The organism is Vibrio sp. Vb0304 (genome assembly GCF_033338995.1).
In the GTDB taxonomy this organism is placed as follows: domain Bacteria; phylum Pseudomonadota; class Gammaproteobacteria; order Enterobacterales; family Vibrionaceae; genus Vibrio; species Vibrio alginolyticus.
This window is the reverse complement of sequence record NZ_JAWOTT010000001.1, coordinates 504,294-522,058: the sequence shown is the minus strand read 5'-3', so window position 1 is coordinate 522,058 and position 17,765 is coordinate 504,294. Positions and strand designations below refer to the sequence as shown.

Sequence of the window (17,765 nt, the reverse complement as noted above, 5' to 3'; positions counted from 1 at the left end):
AGTTAATCCGCCGACCACACCGAGCGAATATCTGGCCAACCCCAGTTAGTAAGAGCGACGTCTTCTAAAACACCTTGGAAACGCAAAGTTTGTGTATGGTGGAACATGGGTGCAATCCAATACTCGCTGATCAACGTCGATGCAATTGGCTCCAATGCATTAAGGTAGTCCTCAAGTGGAACGAAAGATCTGACTCTCTGTAGTTGTTCATCTAACCATTTTGCGTTCTTTTCTCCCAAAGTGTGGAATAGCACAGCGTTGCTGAAGAAGTTCGTGAACGCAGAGGCATGACGATTATCATCTAGGTTTATGTTCGTTACGACCATTGTCTCATTTAGCTCACCGTTCTTAGCCTTCTCGTTCAGCTCACGGTAGGAATACATAACAATTTCTACTTTACTGCCAACACTCGCCAAACGATTAGAAATAGCCCGCGCACAGCGACGCAACGCGGTATAGTTATATCCTGCTATCGTAATGTGTTTAGGTAACTTAAGCGGCTCACTGAACGGACGGAGCACTGGCTTCCAACCTGGTAGCAGGTTATAAGCGGGTATACTCCCAAATACAATATTCTCGCGGCGCATCACTTCGGCCAAGCGCTCAGGTTGAATTAGCTCACTAATATAACGGCGCTGCGCTAAAGAGAGTTTGTGCTTAGCGTGCTGATTAAATAAGGCGAATAAGCAACCATCTTCTATTCGACTACGCTTGCTCGCCGATGAGTTTTCTCGGTTTTGCGTCGACATATAGTGTCCACACAAATCCTCCTCGGGCGAAGTATCCCTTTGCAACGTATTTGCTGCCAATGACGGGTTCTCCATTTGCTCGTCATTAACAATCCAGATAGTCACCAAATCCGTTAGAACTCTACATGCATAGTAACCATTAAATGCTTGCAGTTTTAAACGACTTTCATTGTGCTCGACAACAGAGAATGGGCCACTTCCGACCACCAGCTTGTTATTCGCTACGTTAACTTGGCTTACTGGTTGAATGCCGTATTTCACACCAGAAATAAGTCCAGCAAAGCCCAAGTCAGCTCGATTAAGCTTAAAAACAACCTTCAATGGCGTTGGCGCAGTAATGTTAGCAACATGTGCCAACTCTTTTTCGTAATACTGTAGTGAACTCAATTTTGCAAACAAGCTAACCACTGTTTCTGCATCAATGGAATTACCATTATGAAAAGTCAGACCTGGACGAAGGTAGAAAGTCCATTCGTAGGTGTCTTCGTCATAACGCCAGTGATGTGCGAGTTCTGGTTGCACTTTCCCATTGTGATCACTCGAAACTAAGCAACAATAGATTTGCCTTAATAAGAAACGTTCGCTGCTACGCTGAAGTTGATGTGGAACGACGCGCTCAAACATTCGCTTATAGGTTAATTGAATATTGAGCTGTCCTTCTTGAACAGAAGCACCAGACGTTGTTTTTAACAAACGGCCAAATGCCATTTCGTCTTCATCTAATATCGCCAGTGCTTTTTCATACTTGCCTAACTTGATACGTTCAAGAGCCAAGCTCTCTTTTAAAACGTCTAACTCCATATTCAGAATAAGAGTCGATCGTTGGTTCCGCCCAGGTTTCGGGTACCAGCTCAACCACGCCTTCTCCTGCATTTGCGTTAGCAGGCTACGAGCATGCCGAGAAGAAGTGAACATGATGTCGGCAATGTCCTGTAACGTGGTTTTTGTTTCATTACCAACACTAAACGAGAGTAATCGTTGGTAATAGCGAAACAAATTGAGATCAGACACTGAATCAACCTTAGATCTGTGAAGTTTGTGGATAGGAATAGTTTACTTAAGTTGGCGGTAATAAAATAAGAAAACTTCCTAATTATCTGTTCCCCTTTTCCACAATTAACCTCCAAACTCGGCTTTAAAGCCCCATATATTTACGTTATTAGGAAAAAAGCCAACAAAAGCACTCTCTTTTTTATATCCCCTTTTATACACATAATTTACTCGTCAGCTAAAGGAGGAAAAAATGAAGAAGCCAATGATGGCGTACTTTTTTCAGCAACGCCTAGCTCAATCGAGTAATAAAATAGAAGTGATGACTCTGGTTTATCTTAACGATATGTTCCAGTGGTCATAGCCTAACCTCAAGCAGAACTTAGCTCCTGATACTACACCCCCACTTCGTTGTATCTTAAGTTCTGCTTTTTCATCTTTTGCACTCTACTACCTTATTGCAGGTTACTAAAAGTTAACTAGTTGAAACACCGCAAAACAGAGTCTACATTGAAGTCTCATCCCCCAATCGCTTTGTTGAGAAAGGGGCATTCATGGATATACACCACCAATTCGGGAGTCAATATGGCAACTTCAGTGAAACTTAAAGCGGGCGACAGCTTCCCTCATCTTCAAGCCACTTTGCTAGATGGTTCAAGCGTAACGTTGGGTCAGCCGCAAGGTGATGCGACTTGGCAAGCAGTATTCGTTTATCGTGGTAAACACTGCCCTCTTTGTACTAAGTACCTCAACGAGCTTGAGAGTTACAAACAGGCTTTCGCTGATGCTGGCGTCGATATTCTTGCCGTTTCTGGCGATTCAAAAGCACAGCTAGAGGGGCATCTAGAGAAACTTGAAATCAGCTTCCCTATCGCTTACGGCCTGACCGAAGAACAAATGAAAACGCTAGGCTTGTATATATCTATTCCTCGATCTGAACAGGAAACCGATCATAATTTCGCAGAACCAGGTCTGTTTGTGGTGAATGAACACGGCGACTTACACGTGGTGGATATTTCAAACAACCCGTTTGTTCGCCCTGAGCTTGGCGCGCTATCACGCGGATTGGCATGGATTCGCGATCCAAACAATAACTACCCTATCCGTGGCACATTGGATTACTAATATCTTCTACACCCAAGTAAACTTTCTATCCTTAAATAAGCTAGGATTCTTGCCTCAGTGAGAATAACTTGGAATGCATATCAGATCCGTGAGATCTGATATGTATCAACAAGTTGGAAATAGAGTCCTTGTTCATTATACAACGCCTTGATGAAAAACAAGATCAGTGAAGCCCAGGCTCCCCTCAAACAACGTTAGTTATTTACTTCTAAGTCACTTTCACGATAAATACATGAAATTAAGACTAAAAACTTAGACTTAACGGATATATAAATCATAACGGTACCTACACAAGTAGTTGGCTAGCGATTATTATCCTATTGCAACTCACAATTGTGCAAATCTAATAATTCATACCATAAATGAAAACATAGATACCGTAAGAGACAAAATAAAAGCAAACGATTAAATTACCAATAAAACACCGTTCAATTAAAATAAAAACATTTCACTTTATAAAAATGTAATTAATCGTTATTTGCAATCACACATCTTAATTGAGAAATACAGTATGAATAAAATCTCTTTGCTTTATATGGCCGTTTGTATCGGATTAGTTGGATGCGGTTCAGGAGGAAGCGACAACGATCCAGCAAAAGATATACATCCCACCATTTCAAATCCGGAACAAGTCAACGCAATGACGGTGGACAAAGGTCATTTCTATTGTTCTGTAAACCAACAAAAACTGGAACACGGAGGGACATCTGCAACTATGTCCTACCTGATTGAAAAGAAAAGAAATTCTACGGTTGTCGACGATTATGAATGTACCGAATACGGTTTAAAGAAAGGTGAGTCAATTATCGTCACTAAAAGTGCAATTGAAAACTTTTCATACTCAAAACATTATAGAAGCACGAAGAAGAATGACATTAATAGGTTTAAAATCATCTACCCTACAGGGCTTACGACTTCGATTAATAAAGATTATGAAAAAATTACGATCACGTATAATACGGAGAGACCTGACGTTAACATTAAGATAATTCAATATTTTGACGAAAAGTCTAAATTATATACCATCAAAAAATATGAAAGCCACGTTAACGACAACTCACCAATAGGTTTAGTTGAGAAAGAGGAATTCGATAAATATTCCGATTTTGAAAAGAAACTGGAATTAAATAGTGCTTTTTTAAATTCAACTGAAGTGAGTGATTTATTCTACAACTTATTAAGCATGATAAAATAATAACTAAAAATCAAAAACTTAAAAAGTACGATTATGCTCAAGTAGCTTCGATATGCCTGACTCGAAAGAGTACGTTGTTTTACGAAACAAATTACGATTTAAATGAAGCACATCTAAGTTACTTGGGTATAAACGGCGATGTATTGTTAATCAGCTTTCAAAAGAGAGTAACGTTTGCGATTAACTACTTTGGTCTTAACGAAGCTCAATTTGATGCTTTTCAGACCAAATTCGCAAATCATCAAGAATCTTAAGTGCGGTACGGCCGAACTCTGTTAGTTCATAGCTTACGGCAATTGGGCGGTCGCTGATCACTTTGCGCACCACCATACCTTCCGCTTCTAGCTCTTTAAGGCGTTGGTCGATCATCTTTTTACTTGCACCGCCTAGCATGCGTGCTAAGTCATTGAAACGAACTGGGCCGTCTTTCAAATGATAAATCAGAGAACCTTTCCATTTACCACCAATTAGACGCATCCCTTTCTCGATAGCACATGGCTCCGCACATACGTTCGCCACTGACTTACGACCTTTGCTATCTACACTGATTCTGCTTTCCACAATACACCTCAAGATACGCACCTAATCTAGGTAACGAAAAGTAAGCTAGATACATTTAGTTCTTTAGAGTAATAAAAACGTCACCTCGCCGCAAACAAATAAAAATGGACCGCATGTAGCAGTCCATCTCAATTCATCATTCAGTTCGCACTATCTTTCTAAAAGGATTAGAAGTTTTCGTTAATGTGCGCTTCGAAACGAACAAAATCGTTTTCGATATCTGCGTTCTTCATCACGTCGTAACAAGCGAATGTAGGCAGTGCTGACATACCAAAGAAGCGGAAGTTAGCGTGCATGTGGAACATCAAATCGTCCACGCCTTTACCTTGGAATAGGTATTCGCTCTCATCATCAAACGATTCTTCTGGCGCGTTGAATGTCAGTGACAGCATGTATTTGCTGTTGGTTTGAGTGCCGCCTGTACCATAGTTTTTCTTTGGTTCTTCTGCGCTACGGCCATCGAATGCACATAGTGCGCCGCCCATACCCGCAGTAAACACGTCGTCCATGTATTTTTTGAATGACCAAGGCACAGACATCCAGTTGATTGGGCTTTGGATGATCACGCGATCAGCCCACTCAAAGTGTGCGAGTTGCTCATCTACGTTGATCTCATCTTGCATTGTCACAACGCGAACCTCATGGCCTTTTGCTTGCAGAAGCGTCTGTGCTTTGTCGACAAGAGAAGCGTTTAAACGACCTTCTGAGTATGGTGATGGTTCGTGTGCATTGATGATCAGTACGTTGCTCATGGGATTACCTTTAAATAAGTTCACAAGATGACGCAATAACCATTGTGCGTCGGATGTGGTTTATTATGGTAACCTAGAAATATAGTGCAATTAGTTAACTTTTAGTAACCTACTTGATTTTTGATTATATCACTGTTTTTAAAAGATATATTTTTTTCAACTTTTTATTCATCGTTATTTCCCGATTGATTTTTTCATCGATTTGTTGCATCTTCCACAGAGCAGGCGTACACTTTATCGCAATTCGACGATTAACTATTAAGGCCAGCGAATGAGTGATAAGTGCAACGACACGTGCGAAGTTGTTTTTCAGACAACACAACAACAGCTCGAGAAAGAACAAACTCTAGCAGCACAAGCAAAAGCTTTGTCACATCCAGCACGTTTGCGCATTCTGCATATCCTGCACACGCTCGATACCATGGGCGGTTGTTTGAACAGTGATTTGGTTTCTGAACTGGGTCTTGCGCAATCTACTGTTTCCGAGCACTTGCGTATTCTAAAGCAAGCAGGCTTTATCAGCGCCGAGCCAAACCCACCTAAGGTGTGTTACCGCATTCAACGCGACGCGTTTGATCAGTTCAATCTAGGATTTTCCAAGTTATTTGATTAATGCCCTTTGCACGCTGTTCAGGCGTGCAGAGATAAACTATACCTTTAACTATCGCCTTTCGACGATAAACGAATAAGAGAACACTATGACTACTCAAGTTTTAAATAGTGCCAGCGACAAAATGAGCTTCTTGGACCGTTACCTAACGGTGTGGATTTTTGTGGCAATGGCAATCGGTGTAGGTATTGGCGCAGCATTCCCTCAAGTTGCTGAGTGGAACGAGTCAATGTCAGTTGGTAGCACAAACGTACCGCTAGCGATTGGTTTGATTTTGATGATGTACCCGCCACTCGCAAAGGTGAACTACAACTTGCTAGGCACAGTGACGAAAGACAAAAAAGCGATCACGCTGTCTTTGGTCATGAACTGGATTGTCGGCCCTATTTTGATGTTCATCCTTGCATTGACTTTCCTAGGTGATCATCCGGGTTATATGGTTGGTATCATTCTGATCGGTCTTGCTCGTTGTATTGCGATGGTATTGGTATGGAACGATATCGGTGGCGGTAACAAAGAATACGGCGCAGCCCTAGTTGCACTAAACAGCGCTTTCCAAATCGTGACTTACAGTGTGATGGCATGGTTGTTCATCACAGTGTTGCCACCAGTCTTTGGCTACGAAGGTTTCGTGGTTGATATCTCGATGATGGACATCGCGGAAAGTGTTCTGATTTACCTTGGTATCCCATTCCTAGCGGGATTCCTAAGCCGTAAATGGCTAGTCGCTGCGAAAGGTGAACAATGGTACAACGACGTGTTCATCCCACGCATTTCACCGATTACGCTTATCGCCCTGCTTGCAACCATCGTACTGATGTTCAGCTTGAAAGGTGAAATGATTCTTGAACTGCCAATGGATGTATTCCGTGTAGCAATTCCACTGGCTATCTACTTTGTGTTGATGTTCTTTGTCAGCTTCTTCGTCGGTAAGAAAATGGGCATCGACTACGACAAAAACGCGTCGATTGCTTTCACGGCAACAGGCAACAACTTTGAATTGGCTATTGCGGTTTCTATCGCGGTGTTTGGCCTAAACTCAGACCAAGCTTTTGCTGGTGTCATTGGCCCGCTGATCGAAGTGCCTGTGTTGATTGCTTTGGTGAATGTAGCATTGCGAATGAAGGCCAAATATTATGACTAACCTAAAAAGCACAAAAAATACAAAAGCGGTAAAACATTAACTCACTACCGTTTTAATATACTCGCTGGGCGTTAGGCCGAACTTACTTTTAAAGCGTTGGCTAAAACGCCCCTCTGACTGATAACCACACAACTGTGCGAGCAGCGCAACGTTATACGAGCCATTTTGCATCAAGTAAAGTGCGTGATTTAAGCGCACTTCTGCCAATACTTCACGATACTGGGTACCTTCTTGTTTCAGTTTTCGTATCAATGTTGCTCGGCTCATAGCAAAGTGCCCCGCGACCATATCTAATGGATGCTCCTCCCCTGGAGAGCGCGATAAGTAACGACTAAGTTTCTGACTAAAAGAGATATGTGAACTCGAGAACAACCGATGCAATAACCCTCTCTCAGCTAGCTGCTGATATAGGCCCATAATCCAATAGCGTTGTGTCGCTTCACTTAAGCTTTCCCGCTCAAACGAAAACAAAGCATTTAACGTCGCTTGCAATGCTTTATCTGTCTCAACAACGGGTACATAGTTTCCTAATGCGTTGCTCATGCTTAGCTCCAACATTTCATCGCTAGGCACACAGTGAAAACTGAACATTCGAGAAAGAAATCGCCCTTGTAGAGGAAGATTTTCAAAATTTAGGGATGCATTTGCTTCACAAAGCATGATATTTGGATGATGGATGTCGAGTACTCCATCTTTCCAGAAAAGATGTTTACTCCCCTTAACAATCTGAATAAGGCTTGGGGAGTGAATCCTGACATTACGAAGCTTCTGCTGCTGCTCCGCACGAAACAGCGTAACCTGATATTGGTGACCCATTCTCTCCCCTTATATTCAATTATCGCGTGTAAGTCGTGGCTAATGTCGCTTTACCCAAAGCAACACTATTCAAAGTAAACCCTACAATGGCTGGTGGCGTGTTTTCATCCAAATTCAGTTCTTCAGTTGGCAATGCCCACACCGTAAACTGGTAACGATGCATCCCATCATTCTTTGGAGGACACGCGCCGCCGAACCCCGTTGTGCCGTAGTCAATACGAGATTCTTTGCCGCCTAACTTGTTCATATAAATGCCTCGAGGCAGCTCGCTAACGGTGGATGGAATATTAAACGCTATCCAATGCCAAAAACCACTGCCTGTTGGCGCGTCGGGGTCATACATGGTGATCGCAAAACTTTTTGTGCCCTTTGGAGCTTCTTTCCACATCAATTGTGGTGATTGATTCCCGCCATCACATCCCCAACCAGAGTATTCAAATGTCTTCGCCATCGGGTGGCCTTCTTGAATATCTCTACTCACGAGTTCAAATGCATGGGCAGAACCGACCGCAAAAACACTCAATGCCAAAACTGATTTGTAGATCGCTTTCATGTTTTTCTTCCTTTCAATGAATTCAACACTAGTGTAAGTACCCAGCAGTCCGAATCCTTGTCAGTAAGTATCAAAAAACACAAAACAATCTATAATTTTGACACTTTAAGATTCTAACACAAATTTCTTACTCTCTTAATTGCACTTGGTTTATGCTAATTAATCGCTCACGGAACAAGGAAGGAAAATGGAATTGGATATCTACGTGGTGGACGCCTTCACCGATACGCAATTCAAAGGCAACTCAGCAGCGGTCGTACCGTTAGAGGAATGGCTAGCCCCAGAGTTGATGCAAAATATCGCGACAGAAAACAACTTATCAGAGACGGCTTTCCTAAAGTCCATTGGCGCAAACCAATATGAGATTCGTTGGTTCTCTCCGATTACTGAAATCGATTTCTGTGGACACGCGACACTGGCCTCGTCGTTAGTTCTGTTTGATGAGTTTGGCATTAATGGCACGATTGAATTTCATACTCTGGAAGTAGGAACCCTCACCGTAGAGAAGAATGCGCAAGGTAAGATCGAGATGACGTTCCCTGCTCGTCCTCCAAAAGCCGTTTCTGATATTCCCTCGGCATTGATTGAAGGCCTAAGTTGCGATGTGGAACGCGTACTGCTTAGCCCTCAAGCGTATTTCGTGGTGGTCGGCAACCAGCAGGAGGTACTTGAGGTTCAATACCGTTCAGAGCACCTCAAGACACTCGCTCCTTACGATGTGGTCGTTACCGCGAAAGGCGATCAACAAGACTTTGTATCTCGTTACTTTTGGCCTGCAAATGGTGGTGACGAAGACCCCGTAACTGGCTCGATTCACGCTGGGTTAGCACCGTTCTGGGCAGAAGCGTTAGGCAAAACATCACTGGTCGCTTACCAAGCTTCTCAGCGCGGAGGCATTTTGCACTGTGAAGTTACTGGCGAACAAGTAAGAGTATCTGGCGACGGCGTGCTCTACATGAAAGGCAAGATTTTTGTTTAAATGATATTCATGTAATCAACTTAAAAGAGCCAAGTAAAGCACGGCTTTCGCAGGATCAAGCCAGCTTCAATAATTAATCAATTGATGAATATTGAAGGAATTAACTTCCTAGCCGGACAAAACTGACTCACGTTACACTGAATGCAGTCCCATACTCTTCTATAGCTTGATACGAGTTCGAGCTCACCTTCTTAGAGGAAGCGTCGCATGATGAAGCGAATCATTCTTGGCACCCTAGCCCTGACTCTTTTAACTGCCTGCTCCAAAGATGACGGACAGCAAGCCCTTGGCACATTAGAACGTGACCGCGTAACCTTCACTGCCACCTCTAGCGAGATAATTCGTGCCCTACCCATTAAGGAAGGCAGCCAAGTCACCGAAGGAGAAGTGCTGGTTCAGCTCGATACAAAGAACCAAGAAGCCGTTTTAGCTCACGCCGTTGCCGAACAAGCCAAGGCTGACGCCTATCTTTTGAAATTGACCAATGGTGAGCGACCAGAAGACATTGCCGCAGCGCAAGCTCGCGTTGCCAGAGCGGAAGCTCAATTGATTGAAGCGCAAAAGAACTACCAACGTAAAGCGGAGTTAGTTCGTAAAAAACTCATCAGCCAATCAGAAAAAGACACCGCTTTAGCAGCCAGAGATTCTGCCCGTGCAGAGCTAGACTCCTCACAAGAAGAGTTCAGCAAACTGACCGCTGGCTCTCGTCCTGAAGATATTGAACAAGCGAAAGCCGCACTCATGGCTGCAAAAGCCGATGTAGCACTACAAGAACAGAAACTGGCAGAACTCACCATCACGGCCACGCGAGATGGCTTGCTAGATAACCTACCGTTTAACCTTGGTGAACGCGTTCCGGTGAATGGCATTGTTGCCGTAATTCAAGCGAGCCGCGTCCCATACGCCCGTGTTTATGTTCCTGCCAATTATCGAGTCAACTTTGTGCCGGGTAAAACGGTTAACGTGCATGTAGATGGCGTTGAGCAACCATATAGCGGCACCGTTCGTTGGGTAGCGACTGAGCCTTCATTCACGCCTTATTTCGCGCTTACCGAGGAAGAACGCTCGCGTTTGATGTACCTAGCAGAAGTCGACCTTCAAGACTCAGCAAAATCCTTGCCTTCAGGTATACCAGCGCAAGTGGATTTGGTGGAGTAAGCCAATGACCGAATTCGCGATTCAAGCTGAAAATGTAGTGAAGAAGTTTGGTGACTTCACCGCCATCAACAACATCACGCTTAATGTGCCTAAAGGCAGTATCTATGGTTTTCTTGGCCCTAACGGCTGCGGTAAATCGACAACCATTCGAGTGTTGACGGGATTGCTTAGCCCAAGTGAAGGCAATGTTGATGTACTCGGGTTAGAGATCCCAAAACAATCTGAGCTTCTGCGCCTCAAGATAGGCTACATGACGCAAAAGTTCTCCTTCTACGATGACCTGACGGTTCAAGAGAATCTTGAGTTTATTGGACAAATCTTTGGAATGGAAACCAAGGCCCTGAAAGCTCGCATCGGAGAACAACTAGCCACCTACGGTCTCGACCAACTGCGTAAACAGCGCGTCGGCGGAATGAGCGGCGGCCAGAAACAACGCTTATCTCTCGCCGCAGCCACCATGCATAAACCCGAACTGTTGTTTCTCGATGAACCCACGTCTGCGGTTGACCCAGAGAACCGACGCGATTTCTGGGAGCAGTTGTTTGACCTCTCTGACCAAGGCACGACGATTTTGGTCACTACGCACTACATGGACGAAGCCGAACGCTGTCATCGTCTGGCGATTATGGAAGCGGGCGAAATCCGCGCCGATGGTGAGCCAGAAGAACTCATGGCGCAAATGGGCGTTAACATCGTCGAAGTCAAAGCGGATAATTTACGCGAGCTAAAAGAGAAAGTCATTCAGCGTGAAGAGGTCCGTTCTGCCGCACAACTAGGCATTCGCTTACGCATTTTGATCCACCAGCACATCGAACAACCGATCGAATGGTTAACCCAGACCTTTCCAGAGCTTGAGGGCTGCGAGATGAACATTGCTCGCCCGAGCTTGGAAGATGTGTTTGTCAGCGTGACGGGAGAAGGTCGCCAATGATGAAATCTATTGCCCGTATGAAAGCGGTGATGATCAAAGAGATCCGTCAGCTTTCACGTGACCGAATTACCTTTGGCATGGTCGTGATGATCCCGTTGATTCAGCTTTTGCTGTTCGGCTTTGCCATTAATACGGATATTCGCAACATTCCCGTTGGCGTCGTCGATCAAAGTGGCAGTACTGCCGGGCGTGTGATTACCGAATCCGTCAAAGTCACACAAGTGGTCGATGTGGTCGAAACCTTCGCTACCGCTTCTGAAGCCGAGCAAGCCATTCAAGACGGTTTGGTGCGAGCGGCTTTAATTCTGCCTAGCGACTTAACCCAACGTATGGTGCAAGGGCGAGAGCTTGGGCAGTGGATTGTAGATGGTTCAGACACCATGATCAGTTCTGCGATTCTCTCACTGCAAACCATGCCGTTAACAGATTTTGATTTTGAGATACGCCCTGCTCCAACCAAAACCTTTGAAGTTGCGCTGTATTACAACCCGAGTCGGCGCTCGGCGGTGAACATTGTCCCCGGTCTATTGGGCGTGATTCTGACTATGACGATGATCTTGTTCACCAGTGCGGCCATTGTTCGGGAACGGGAACGAGGCAATTTGGAGTTATTGATTACTACGCCAATCCACTCCATCGAACTCATGGTGGCGAAGATCATTCCCTACATCTTTGTTGGTCTGATACAAGTGTTTATCATTTTAGGCTTGGGGCACTGGATATTTGGTGTGCCGATAAACGGCGCCATTAGTCAGATACTGTTTGGCACGCTGCTGTTTATCGCCGCGAGTTTAACCTTAGGTTTGGTGATATCCACCATTGCGACGACACAGCTTCAGGCCATGCAGATGACGGTGTTTATTCTTTTGCCGTCGATTCTTCTGTCCGGATTTATGTTCCCTTATGAAGGAATGCCCGTCGCCGCACAATGGATATCAGAAGCCCTACCAGCCACTCACTTTATGCGCATTATTCGTGGTGTTGTGCTGCGTGGTGCAGACCTAATGGAGCTATGGCGAGATACAGTTTGGTTACTTGGATTCACCGTTATCGGCCTTATTGTCGCTTCATTTCGCTTCAAAAAATCACTCGACTAATTCCACGATATTACGTTCATTCCTTAAAAACAAAAATAGCCCCAACGAAGGGCTATTTTTTGTTTCTGTATTCATACACTGCGCTATCGAGCTCAACTCTCAGACAATATTAATAGTACTCACCGTAGGAACAATCTCGTAAATCGGAAATATTGTAGTTTTTCAAAGAGTTTATTTTAAAGTTGAACACTACCTGTTTACAGACAACGCCTTCGCGATCCGTGTACGTGATAATACCTTCACTGTACGCACGCTGACCATCAGAGGATGTCACGTCAGCAACAAGTTCCAAATGGCCCTTGTGCGCGTCTACGCGATTCATCATCTCAAACACATCGACCCACTCTTCGCGATTTGCCATTTGTATTAGCATGGACTTCGCCTGTGTTTCCAACTGCTGGGGGTATACATAATAACGGTTGTAACCAAAGTATGCGCACATAAGTAATAAAACGAGTGCAAATGAGGTTGTTCTTGTCATACAAGCTTCCTCTTGTTGTTATAAAAATCTTGCTTCGTTAATTCAGTATAGGAAGCGAGCAAAGTTTAGGTTATAGAACTTGCCCAAATAACAGAGGACAGTCAGAGACAGTCAATTCTATGACAAGCTCAACAACAAACTTTATTGCACTCTCATCATGGGCTTGAACAAAAATACGCCACAGAGACAGCAAGAAGTAAGAAGTAAGAAGTAAGAAGTAAGAAAGGAAAACTAACCGGAGCGCGGTGATAACAGAAAAGTAAAAGGAGTTGGAAGAAAAAGACAATCCGAGTGAATGTAGTGAGAGCGGAAATCAAGATTAGATTATCCGCCCATCAACTAGGCTCAAATTGTCAGTGACCACAACAATGTGACTCACCGAATTTAAACGTGTTGGTAACTATCTTCGAGAGACTCTGTCTGCGTTGTTTTTTCGCTCACTTCCACTTTAACCGCAGCGACCTTGAACTCAGGGATCTTCGCATGCGGGTCCGTCGCCGTTGTCGTTAAACGGTTGACTGGCGATTCAACAAAGTGAAATGGAATGAACACCACACCTTTTTGAATCCGCTTAGTCACAAAGGCATCAATCTCAATGCTGCCGCGACGTGTAGACACCGTCAGACGCTGACCATTACTGATGCCAAGCGCTTCTGCGTCTTCCACGCTCACCATCGCACGTGGACCAGCCAGGTTATCCAACCCTTTGGTTTTGCGCGTCATAGTGCCGGTATGGAACTGCTCAAGCACACGACCAGTCGTTAACACAAGCGGATACTCCTCATCTGGCAGTTCAGCCGCATAACGGAACGGTACGCCCACCATTTGCCCTTTACCACGAGTAAACTGGGTTTGGTGCATGATGCGAGTACCTGCCGGGTTGTTCTTGTTGCTCGGCCATTGCACACCGTTTGGCGTAATGGCATCCCAACGAAGACCCGCGTATTGAGGTGTCACTCGTGTGATTTCATTGGTGATATCAGACACGCAGTGGTAATCCCAATCACTGCCCATGGCATTGGCAATTTCTTGAATAATCCACCAATCTTCTTTCGCTTCACCCGGTGCCGTTACGACCGGATTCACACGCTGAACACGACGCTCCGTATTGGTGAAGTGACCCGCTTTCTCTGCAAACGAGCAAGAAGGTAGAACCACATCCGCGTATTGTGCAGTCTCCGTTAGGAAGATGTCTTGAACCACCAAGAAGTCGAGCGTTTCTAAACCTTCAATCACATGCGCTTGGTTCGGGTCACTCAACACTGGGTTCTCACCCATGATGTACATACCACGAACGTCACGATGGCAAGCCGCATCAATGATTTCTGTCAGGGTTAGACCTTGCTCAGAAGGCAGATTTGGTGCATTCCATTCAATCGCAAACTTCTGACGCACAATTGGGTTGTATACCTTTTGATAGCCCGGGAAGCTGTTTGGCAACGCGCCCATATCACACGCGCCTTGCACGTTAGATTGACCACGTAGCGGGTTAATACCACCACCTTCAATACCGATGTTGCCACACAGCAATTGCAGGTTAGCGATAGAACGCACGTTGTCATGACCTGTCGTGTGCTGAGTGATACCCATCGAGTAGTAAACAGCCGTACGATCTGCCGTACCGATCATGCGCGCCATTGCTTGAATGTCTTCAGCTTTAACGCCTGTAACCAACTCCACTTTATCGAGGTTGTAAGCTGGCGACATTACTTCTTGCAGTAAGGTATCAAAGCCGTCGACACGTTCTTCGATGTACTCTTGATCGTACCAGCCGTTCTTAATGATCTGCTGCATGACGCCGTTCAGGAGCATCACATCCGTACCCGAACGGTGCGCCATATACAGCTCTGCATGCTCTGCCATATCGACACGTTTCGGGTCAGCCACAATCAAACGAGCGCCGTGGTGACGAATTGCTTGTTTGATATGTGAAGCGATGATCGGGTGTGCTGATGTGGTATCCGAACCAATAATAAAGATCACATCCGAGTGCTTAATACTTGGGATGTCATTGGTCATTGCACCACTACCCAGTGACGCTTCAAGGCCGGTTACACTCGATGCGTGACACAAACGCGCACAGTGATCGACGTTATTGGTGCCCAGTTCACGACGGACAAATTTTTGGAACGCGTAGTTGTCTTCGTTGGTGGTTTTCGCTGAAGAGAAACCCGCCAATGCGTTGCTGCCAAAATCTTGCTTGATGCCTGAGAACTTGCTCGCAATCAGTTGAATCGCCTCTTCCCAGCTTGCAGGTTGCAGCCAACCGTCTTTACGGATCAATGGCGTGGTAAGACGCTCTTCACTGCCAATGAAGTCAAAACCAAAGCGCCCTTTCACACATAGCATGCCTTGGTTCACCGGCGAGTCACCGCCTTTCACGTAACGAATCGTATTGGTTGCTTCGTCCACGAACATAGTCAACTTACAACCCACACCACAGTATGTACAAATGGTGTCGACCGCTTTCAGATCTTCAGTACGACCTTGCGAACGGTCACGACTATCAACCATCGCGCCCGTTGGGCACACTTGAACGCACGCGCCACATTGCACGCAGTTCGAATCGCCCATTAGGGTTAAGCCATTCTTGTTACTTCCAAAGTGTGGACGATCATCAGGACGTAATGCAGGACGACCTTGTTTGTCGCACACAAAGTTCAGTACGCCGTGCACGGCTTTGTCGCGACACGCTTGGATACACTGCCCACAGCTAATACAGCGGTTAGCATCAAACTCAATAAACTCAGAACTACGGTCAACTTCGTACTTATGACGCAAGTCTTTCGTACGAAGATCTAACCAATCTTGATGCGATTTAATCTGCAAAGAGAAGTCAAAGCTTTGCTCTGCTTCATATTCGGTGGAGTAATCACGCAGCGCACAATCGGTATTTGCCTGACAACCACATTCAAGACAGCGCGCCGCTTCCTGCATCGCTTCTTGGTTATCAAAGCCCAACTCCACTTCAGCGAAGCTTTGCTCGCGTTGTGTTGGAGTCAGCTCTGGCATGATAGAGCGAGCGACTTTTTGGATGTTCTCGAAGTGAAGCGGATCGACTTGAGAGAGTTTCTTCTCTTTGCGCGAGTTGAACGCCGCCTTTGGCATATCTGCCATATCGCCATTCAAAAATAGATCAATGGCTTTTGCCGCAACACGACCATCACCTACCGCTTCAACTGCCGTTGCTGGACCACGGCGGAAATCACCAATACTGAAGATGTTACCCGTGCCTGTGTGCATGGTCTTTTCATCTGCATCAGAGGTGTTCCAGCGCGTTAGCGGAATAGATAAGTCTTCACCTTCTAGGAAGCTCAGGTCTGGCTTTTGCGATACTGCCGCAATTACGGTGTCGAACTCTTCGGTAAAGAACTCGCCGGTTGGTTTAGGGCTTCGACGACCAGATGCATCCGGCTCACCCAACGCCATGCGCTCTAGACGAATCGCACTCACGCGTCCGGTTTCATCGGCAAGGTTTTCTGCCGGGTTGGTCAAGAAGTGGAATTTCACCCCTTCGTGTTCCGCTTCGACAATCTCGTAGTCTTCTGCTGGCATTTCGTCACGGGTACGACGGTAAATCAACGTGGTGTCTGCACCAGCACGACGCGCAGTACGAGCACAGTCAATTGCCGTGTTACCACCACCGATCACCGCGACTTTTTGACCCGTTACATAGTTTTGCTCAGTGACGTAATCTTTAAGGTAATCAACGCCTAAGTAGCAACCTTCAAGGTCACTGCCTGTGTAACGCATTTCAACCGCTTGAGACGCACCGACAGCCAAACACACTGCGTCGTATTCTTCGCTCAATTGAGAAAGCGTGAAATCCACACCTAGCTTTTGATTGGTGTGAACTTGCATGCCATTGCGGCACATCAGTTCGATTTCTTTATCGAGAATGTCTTTTGGTAAACGGTATTCTGGAATACCGTAACGCAACCAACCGCCCGCTTTTGGCATGGATTCAAAGACCGTAACGTCGTAGCCTTCGTTCGATAGGTAGTAGCCAGCTGTCAGACCACCAGGACCACTGCCGACGACGGCAATGTTCAAACCTTTGCTTGGTTTCTTTTCTGGTACGTAGGCTTCATGCGCAGACAAATCCGCATCCGCGGCATGACGTTTTAGCTGACGAATTGCAATAGGCTCATCGACTAACGAGCGGCGACATTCACTCTCACAAAATGCCGGGCACACACGGCCAATCGATAACGGCATAGGCAACGTACGCTTAATCACTTCAATCGCTTTTTGATGATCGTTCTGTGCGATGTGATATAGGTACGACTGGATATCCACGCCCGCTGGACATGCTGTTTTACATGGCGCTTCACAATCGGCGTAATGATCCGTCATGATACGGTTAAGTGCTTTTCTGCGGTGCTCGCTTAATTGTTCTGATTGCGTGACCACATTAAGGCCGCGGTAAACTTCAAGTTCACACGCACGCTTAGTACCGCCGCTTTCGACTTCAACCACACACAAGTCACACGGTACTTTTTCATTACTTTTGTTCATTCCGCACAGCGATGGGATCTCGACCCCACACACTTTTGCTGCTTCTAAAAGGGTTAGACCCTCTTCTACAATTCTATATTTTCCATCGATGACAATTTCTATCATG

Annotated in this window: 15 protein-coding genes; 8 read left to right on the top strand and 7 right to left on the bottom strand. The window is 45.4% G+C overall.

Going from position 1 to position 17,765, the window contains the following annotated elements; translation table 11 throughout:
- Positions 1-2: 2 nt before the first annotated feature.
- Positions 3-1,760 (bottom strand): SgrR family transcriptional regulator, encoded by a 1,758-nt coding sequence (locus tag R7P35_RS02260; RefSeq protein ID WP_213904538.1) that lies wholly within the window; start codon positions 1,758-1,760, stop codon positions 3-5.
- 564 nt (positions 1,761-2,324) lie between these two features.
- Between R7P35_RS02260 and R7P35_RS02255 the strand changes: the two genes are divergently transcribed.
- Positions 2,325-2,864, top strand: a complete 540-nt coding sequence (locus R7P35_RS02255) for a redoxin domain-containing protein (protein WP_042521517.1) — start codon at positions 2,325-2,327, stop codon at positions 2,862-2,864.
- Positions 2,865-3,375: 511 nt separating this feature from the next.
- A complete protein-coding gene (locus tag R7P35_RS02250) occupies positions 3,376-4,059 on the top strand; it encodes a hypothetical protein (RefSeq protein ID WP_318091633.1) in 684 nt (227 codons plus the stop codon).
- 195 nt (positions 4,060-4,254) lie between these two features.
- Here the strand turns inward: R7P35_RS02250 and R7P35_RS02245 are convergent, their stop codons facing one another.
- Positions 4,255-4,620, bottom strand: a complete 366-nt coding sequence (locus tag R7P35_RS02245) for a winged helix-turn-helix transcriptional regulator (RefSeq protein WP_005375456.1) — start codon at positions 4,618-4,620, stop codon at positions 4,255-4,257.
- A 167-nt stretch (positions 4,621-4,787) separates the two neighbouring features.
- Positions 4,788-5,372 carry an NAD(P)H-dependent oxidoreductase gene (locus tag R7P35_RS02240; RefSeq protein WP_017635228.1) on the bottom strand — a complete coding sequence of 195 codons (585 nt, stop codon included), beginning with the start codon at positions 5,370-5,372 and terminating at the stop codon, positions 4,788-4,790.
- 271 nt (positions 5,373-5,643) lie between these two features.
- Here R7P35_RS02240 and R7P35_RS02235 point away from each other — a divergent pair, with 271 nt between their 5' ends.
- Both R7P35_RS02235 and arsB read left to right on the top strand, forming a co-directional pair.
- Complete coding sequence (locus tag R7P35_RS02235; RefSeq protein ID WP_009706198.1) at positions 5,644-5,985, top strand: ArsR/SmtB family transcription factor; 342 nt, start codon at positions 5,644-5,646, stop codon at positions 5,983-5,985.
- An 85-nt stretch (positions 5,986-6,070) separates the two neighbouring features.
- Complete coding sequence (arsB, locus tag R7P35_RS02230) at positions 6,071-7,126, top strand: ACR3 family arsenite efflux transporter (RefSeq protein WP_042521522.1); 1,056 nt, start codon at positions 6,071-6,073, stop codon at positions 7,124-7,126.
- Positions 7,127-7,162: 36 nt separating this feature from the next.
- On the opposite strand, the gene R7P35_RS02225 is transcribed toward arsB, so the two are convergent.
- Entirely contained in the window at positions 7,163-7,942 is a 780-nt protein-coding gene (locus R7P35_RS02225) for a helix-turn-helix domain-containing protein (protein ID WP_005375447.1), read from the bottom strand.
- A gap of 19 nt (positions 7,943-7,961) precedes the next feature.
- Positions 7,962-8,495, bottom strand: a complete 534-nt coding sequence (locus R7P35_RS02220) for a YbhB/YbcL family Raf kinase inhibitor-like protein (protein ID WP_042521524.1) — start codon at positions 8,493-8,495, stop codon at positions 7,962-7,964.
- A 187-nt stretch (positions 8,496-8,682) separates the two neighbouring features.
- Here R7P35_RS02220 and R7P35_RS02215 point away from each other — a divergent pair, with 187 nt between their 5' ends.
- From R7P35_RS02215 to R7P35_RS02200, 4 genes are all read left to right on the top strand, one after another.
- A complete protein-coding gene (locus tag R7P35_RS02215) occupies positions 8,683-9,474 on the top strand; it encodes a PhzF family phenazine biosynthesis protein (RefSeq protein WP_042521526.1) in 792 nt (263 codons plus the stop codon).
- A 207-nt stretch (positions 9,475-9,681) separates the two neighbouring features.
- Positions 9,682-10,632 carry an HlyD family secretion protein gene (locus R7P35_RS02210; RefSeq protein ID WP_372036095.1) on the top strand — a complete coding sequence of 317 codons (951 nt, stop codon included), beginning with the start codon at positions 9,682-9,684 and terminating at the stop codon, positions 10,630-10,632.
- 4 nt (positions 10,633-10,636) lie between these two features.
- Entirely contained in the window at positions 10,637-11,563 is a 927-nt protein-coding gene (locus tag R7P35_RS02205) for an ABC transporter ATP-binding protein (protein WP_213871213.1), read from the top strand.
- The gene (locus R7P35_RS02200; RefSeq protein ID WP_017635233.1) at positions 11,563-12,660 is read left to right on the top strand and encodes an ABC transporter permease; all 1,098 of its coding nucleotides are present in this window, start codon (positions 11,563-11,565) and stop codon (positions 12,658-12,660) included. Before R7P35_RS02205 ends, R7P35_RS02200 begins: the two co-directional genes overlap by 1 nt.
- 109 nt (positions 12,661-12,769) lie before the next feature.
- Here the strand turns inward: R7P35_RS02200 and R7P35_RS02195 are convergent, their stop codons facing one another.
- On the bottom strand, positions 12,770-13,141 hold the full coding sequence (locus R7P35_RS02195) for a hypothetical protein (protein ID WP_005375433.1): 372 nt from the start codon (positions 13,139-13,141) through the stop codon (positions 12,770-12,772).
- Between the two features lie 384 nt (positions 13,142-13,525).
- Positions 13,526-17,764: a formate dehydrogenase subunit alpha gene (gene fdhF, locus R7P35_RS02190; RefSeq protein ID WP_213904539.1), complete on the bottom strand. Its 4,239-nt coding sequence runs from the start codon at positions 17,762-17,764 to the stop codon at positions 13,526-13,528.
- Position 17,765 lies beyond the last annotated feature (1 nt).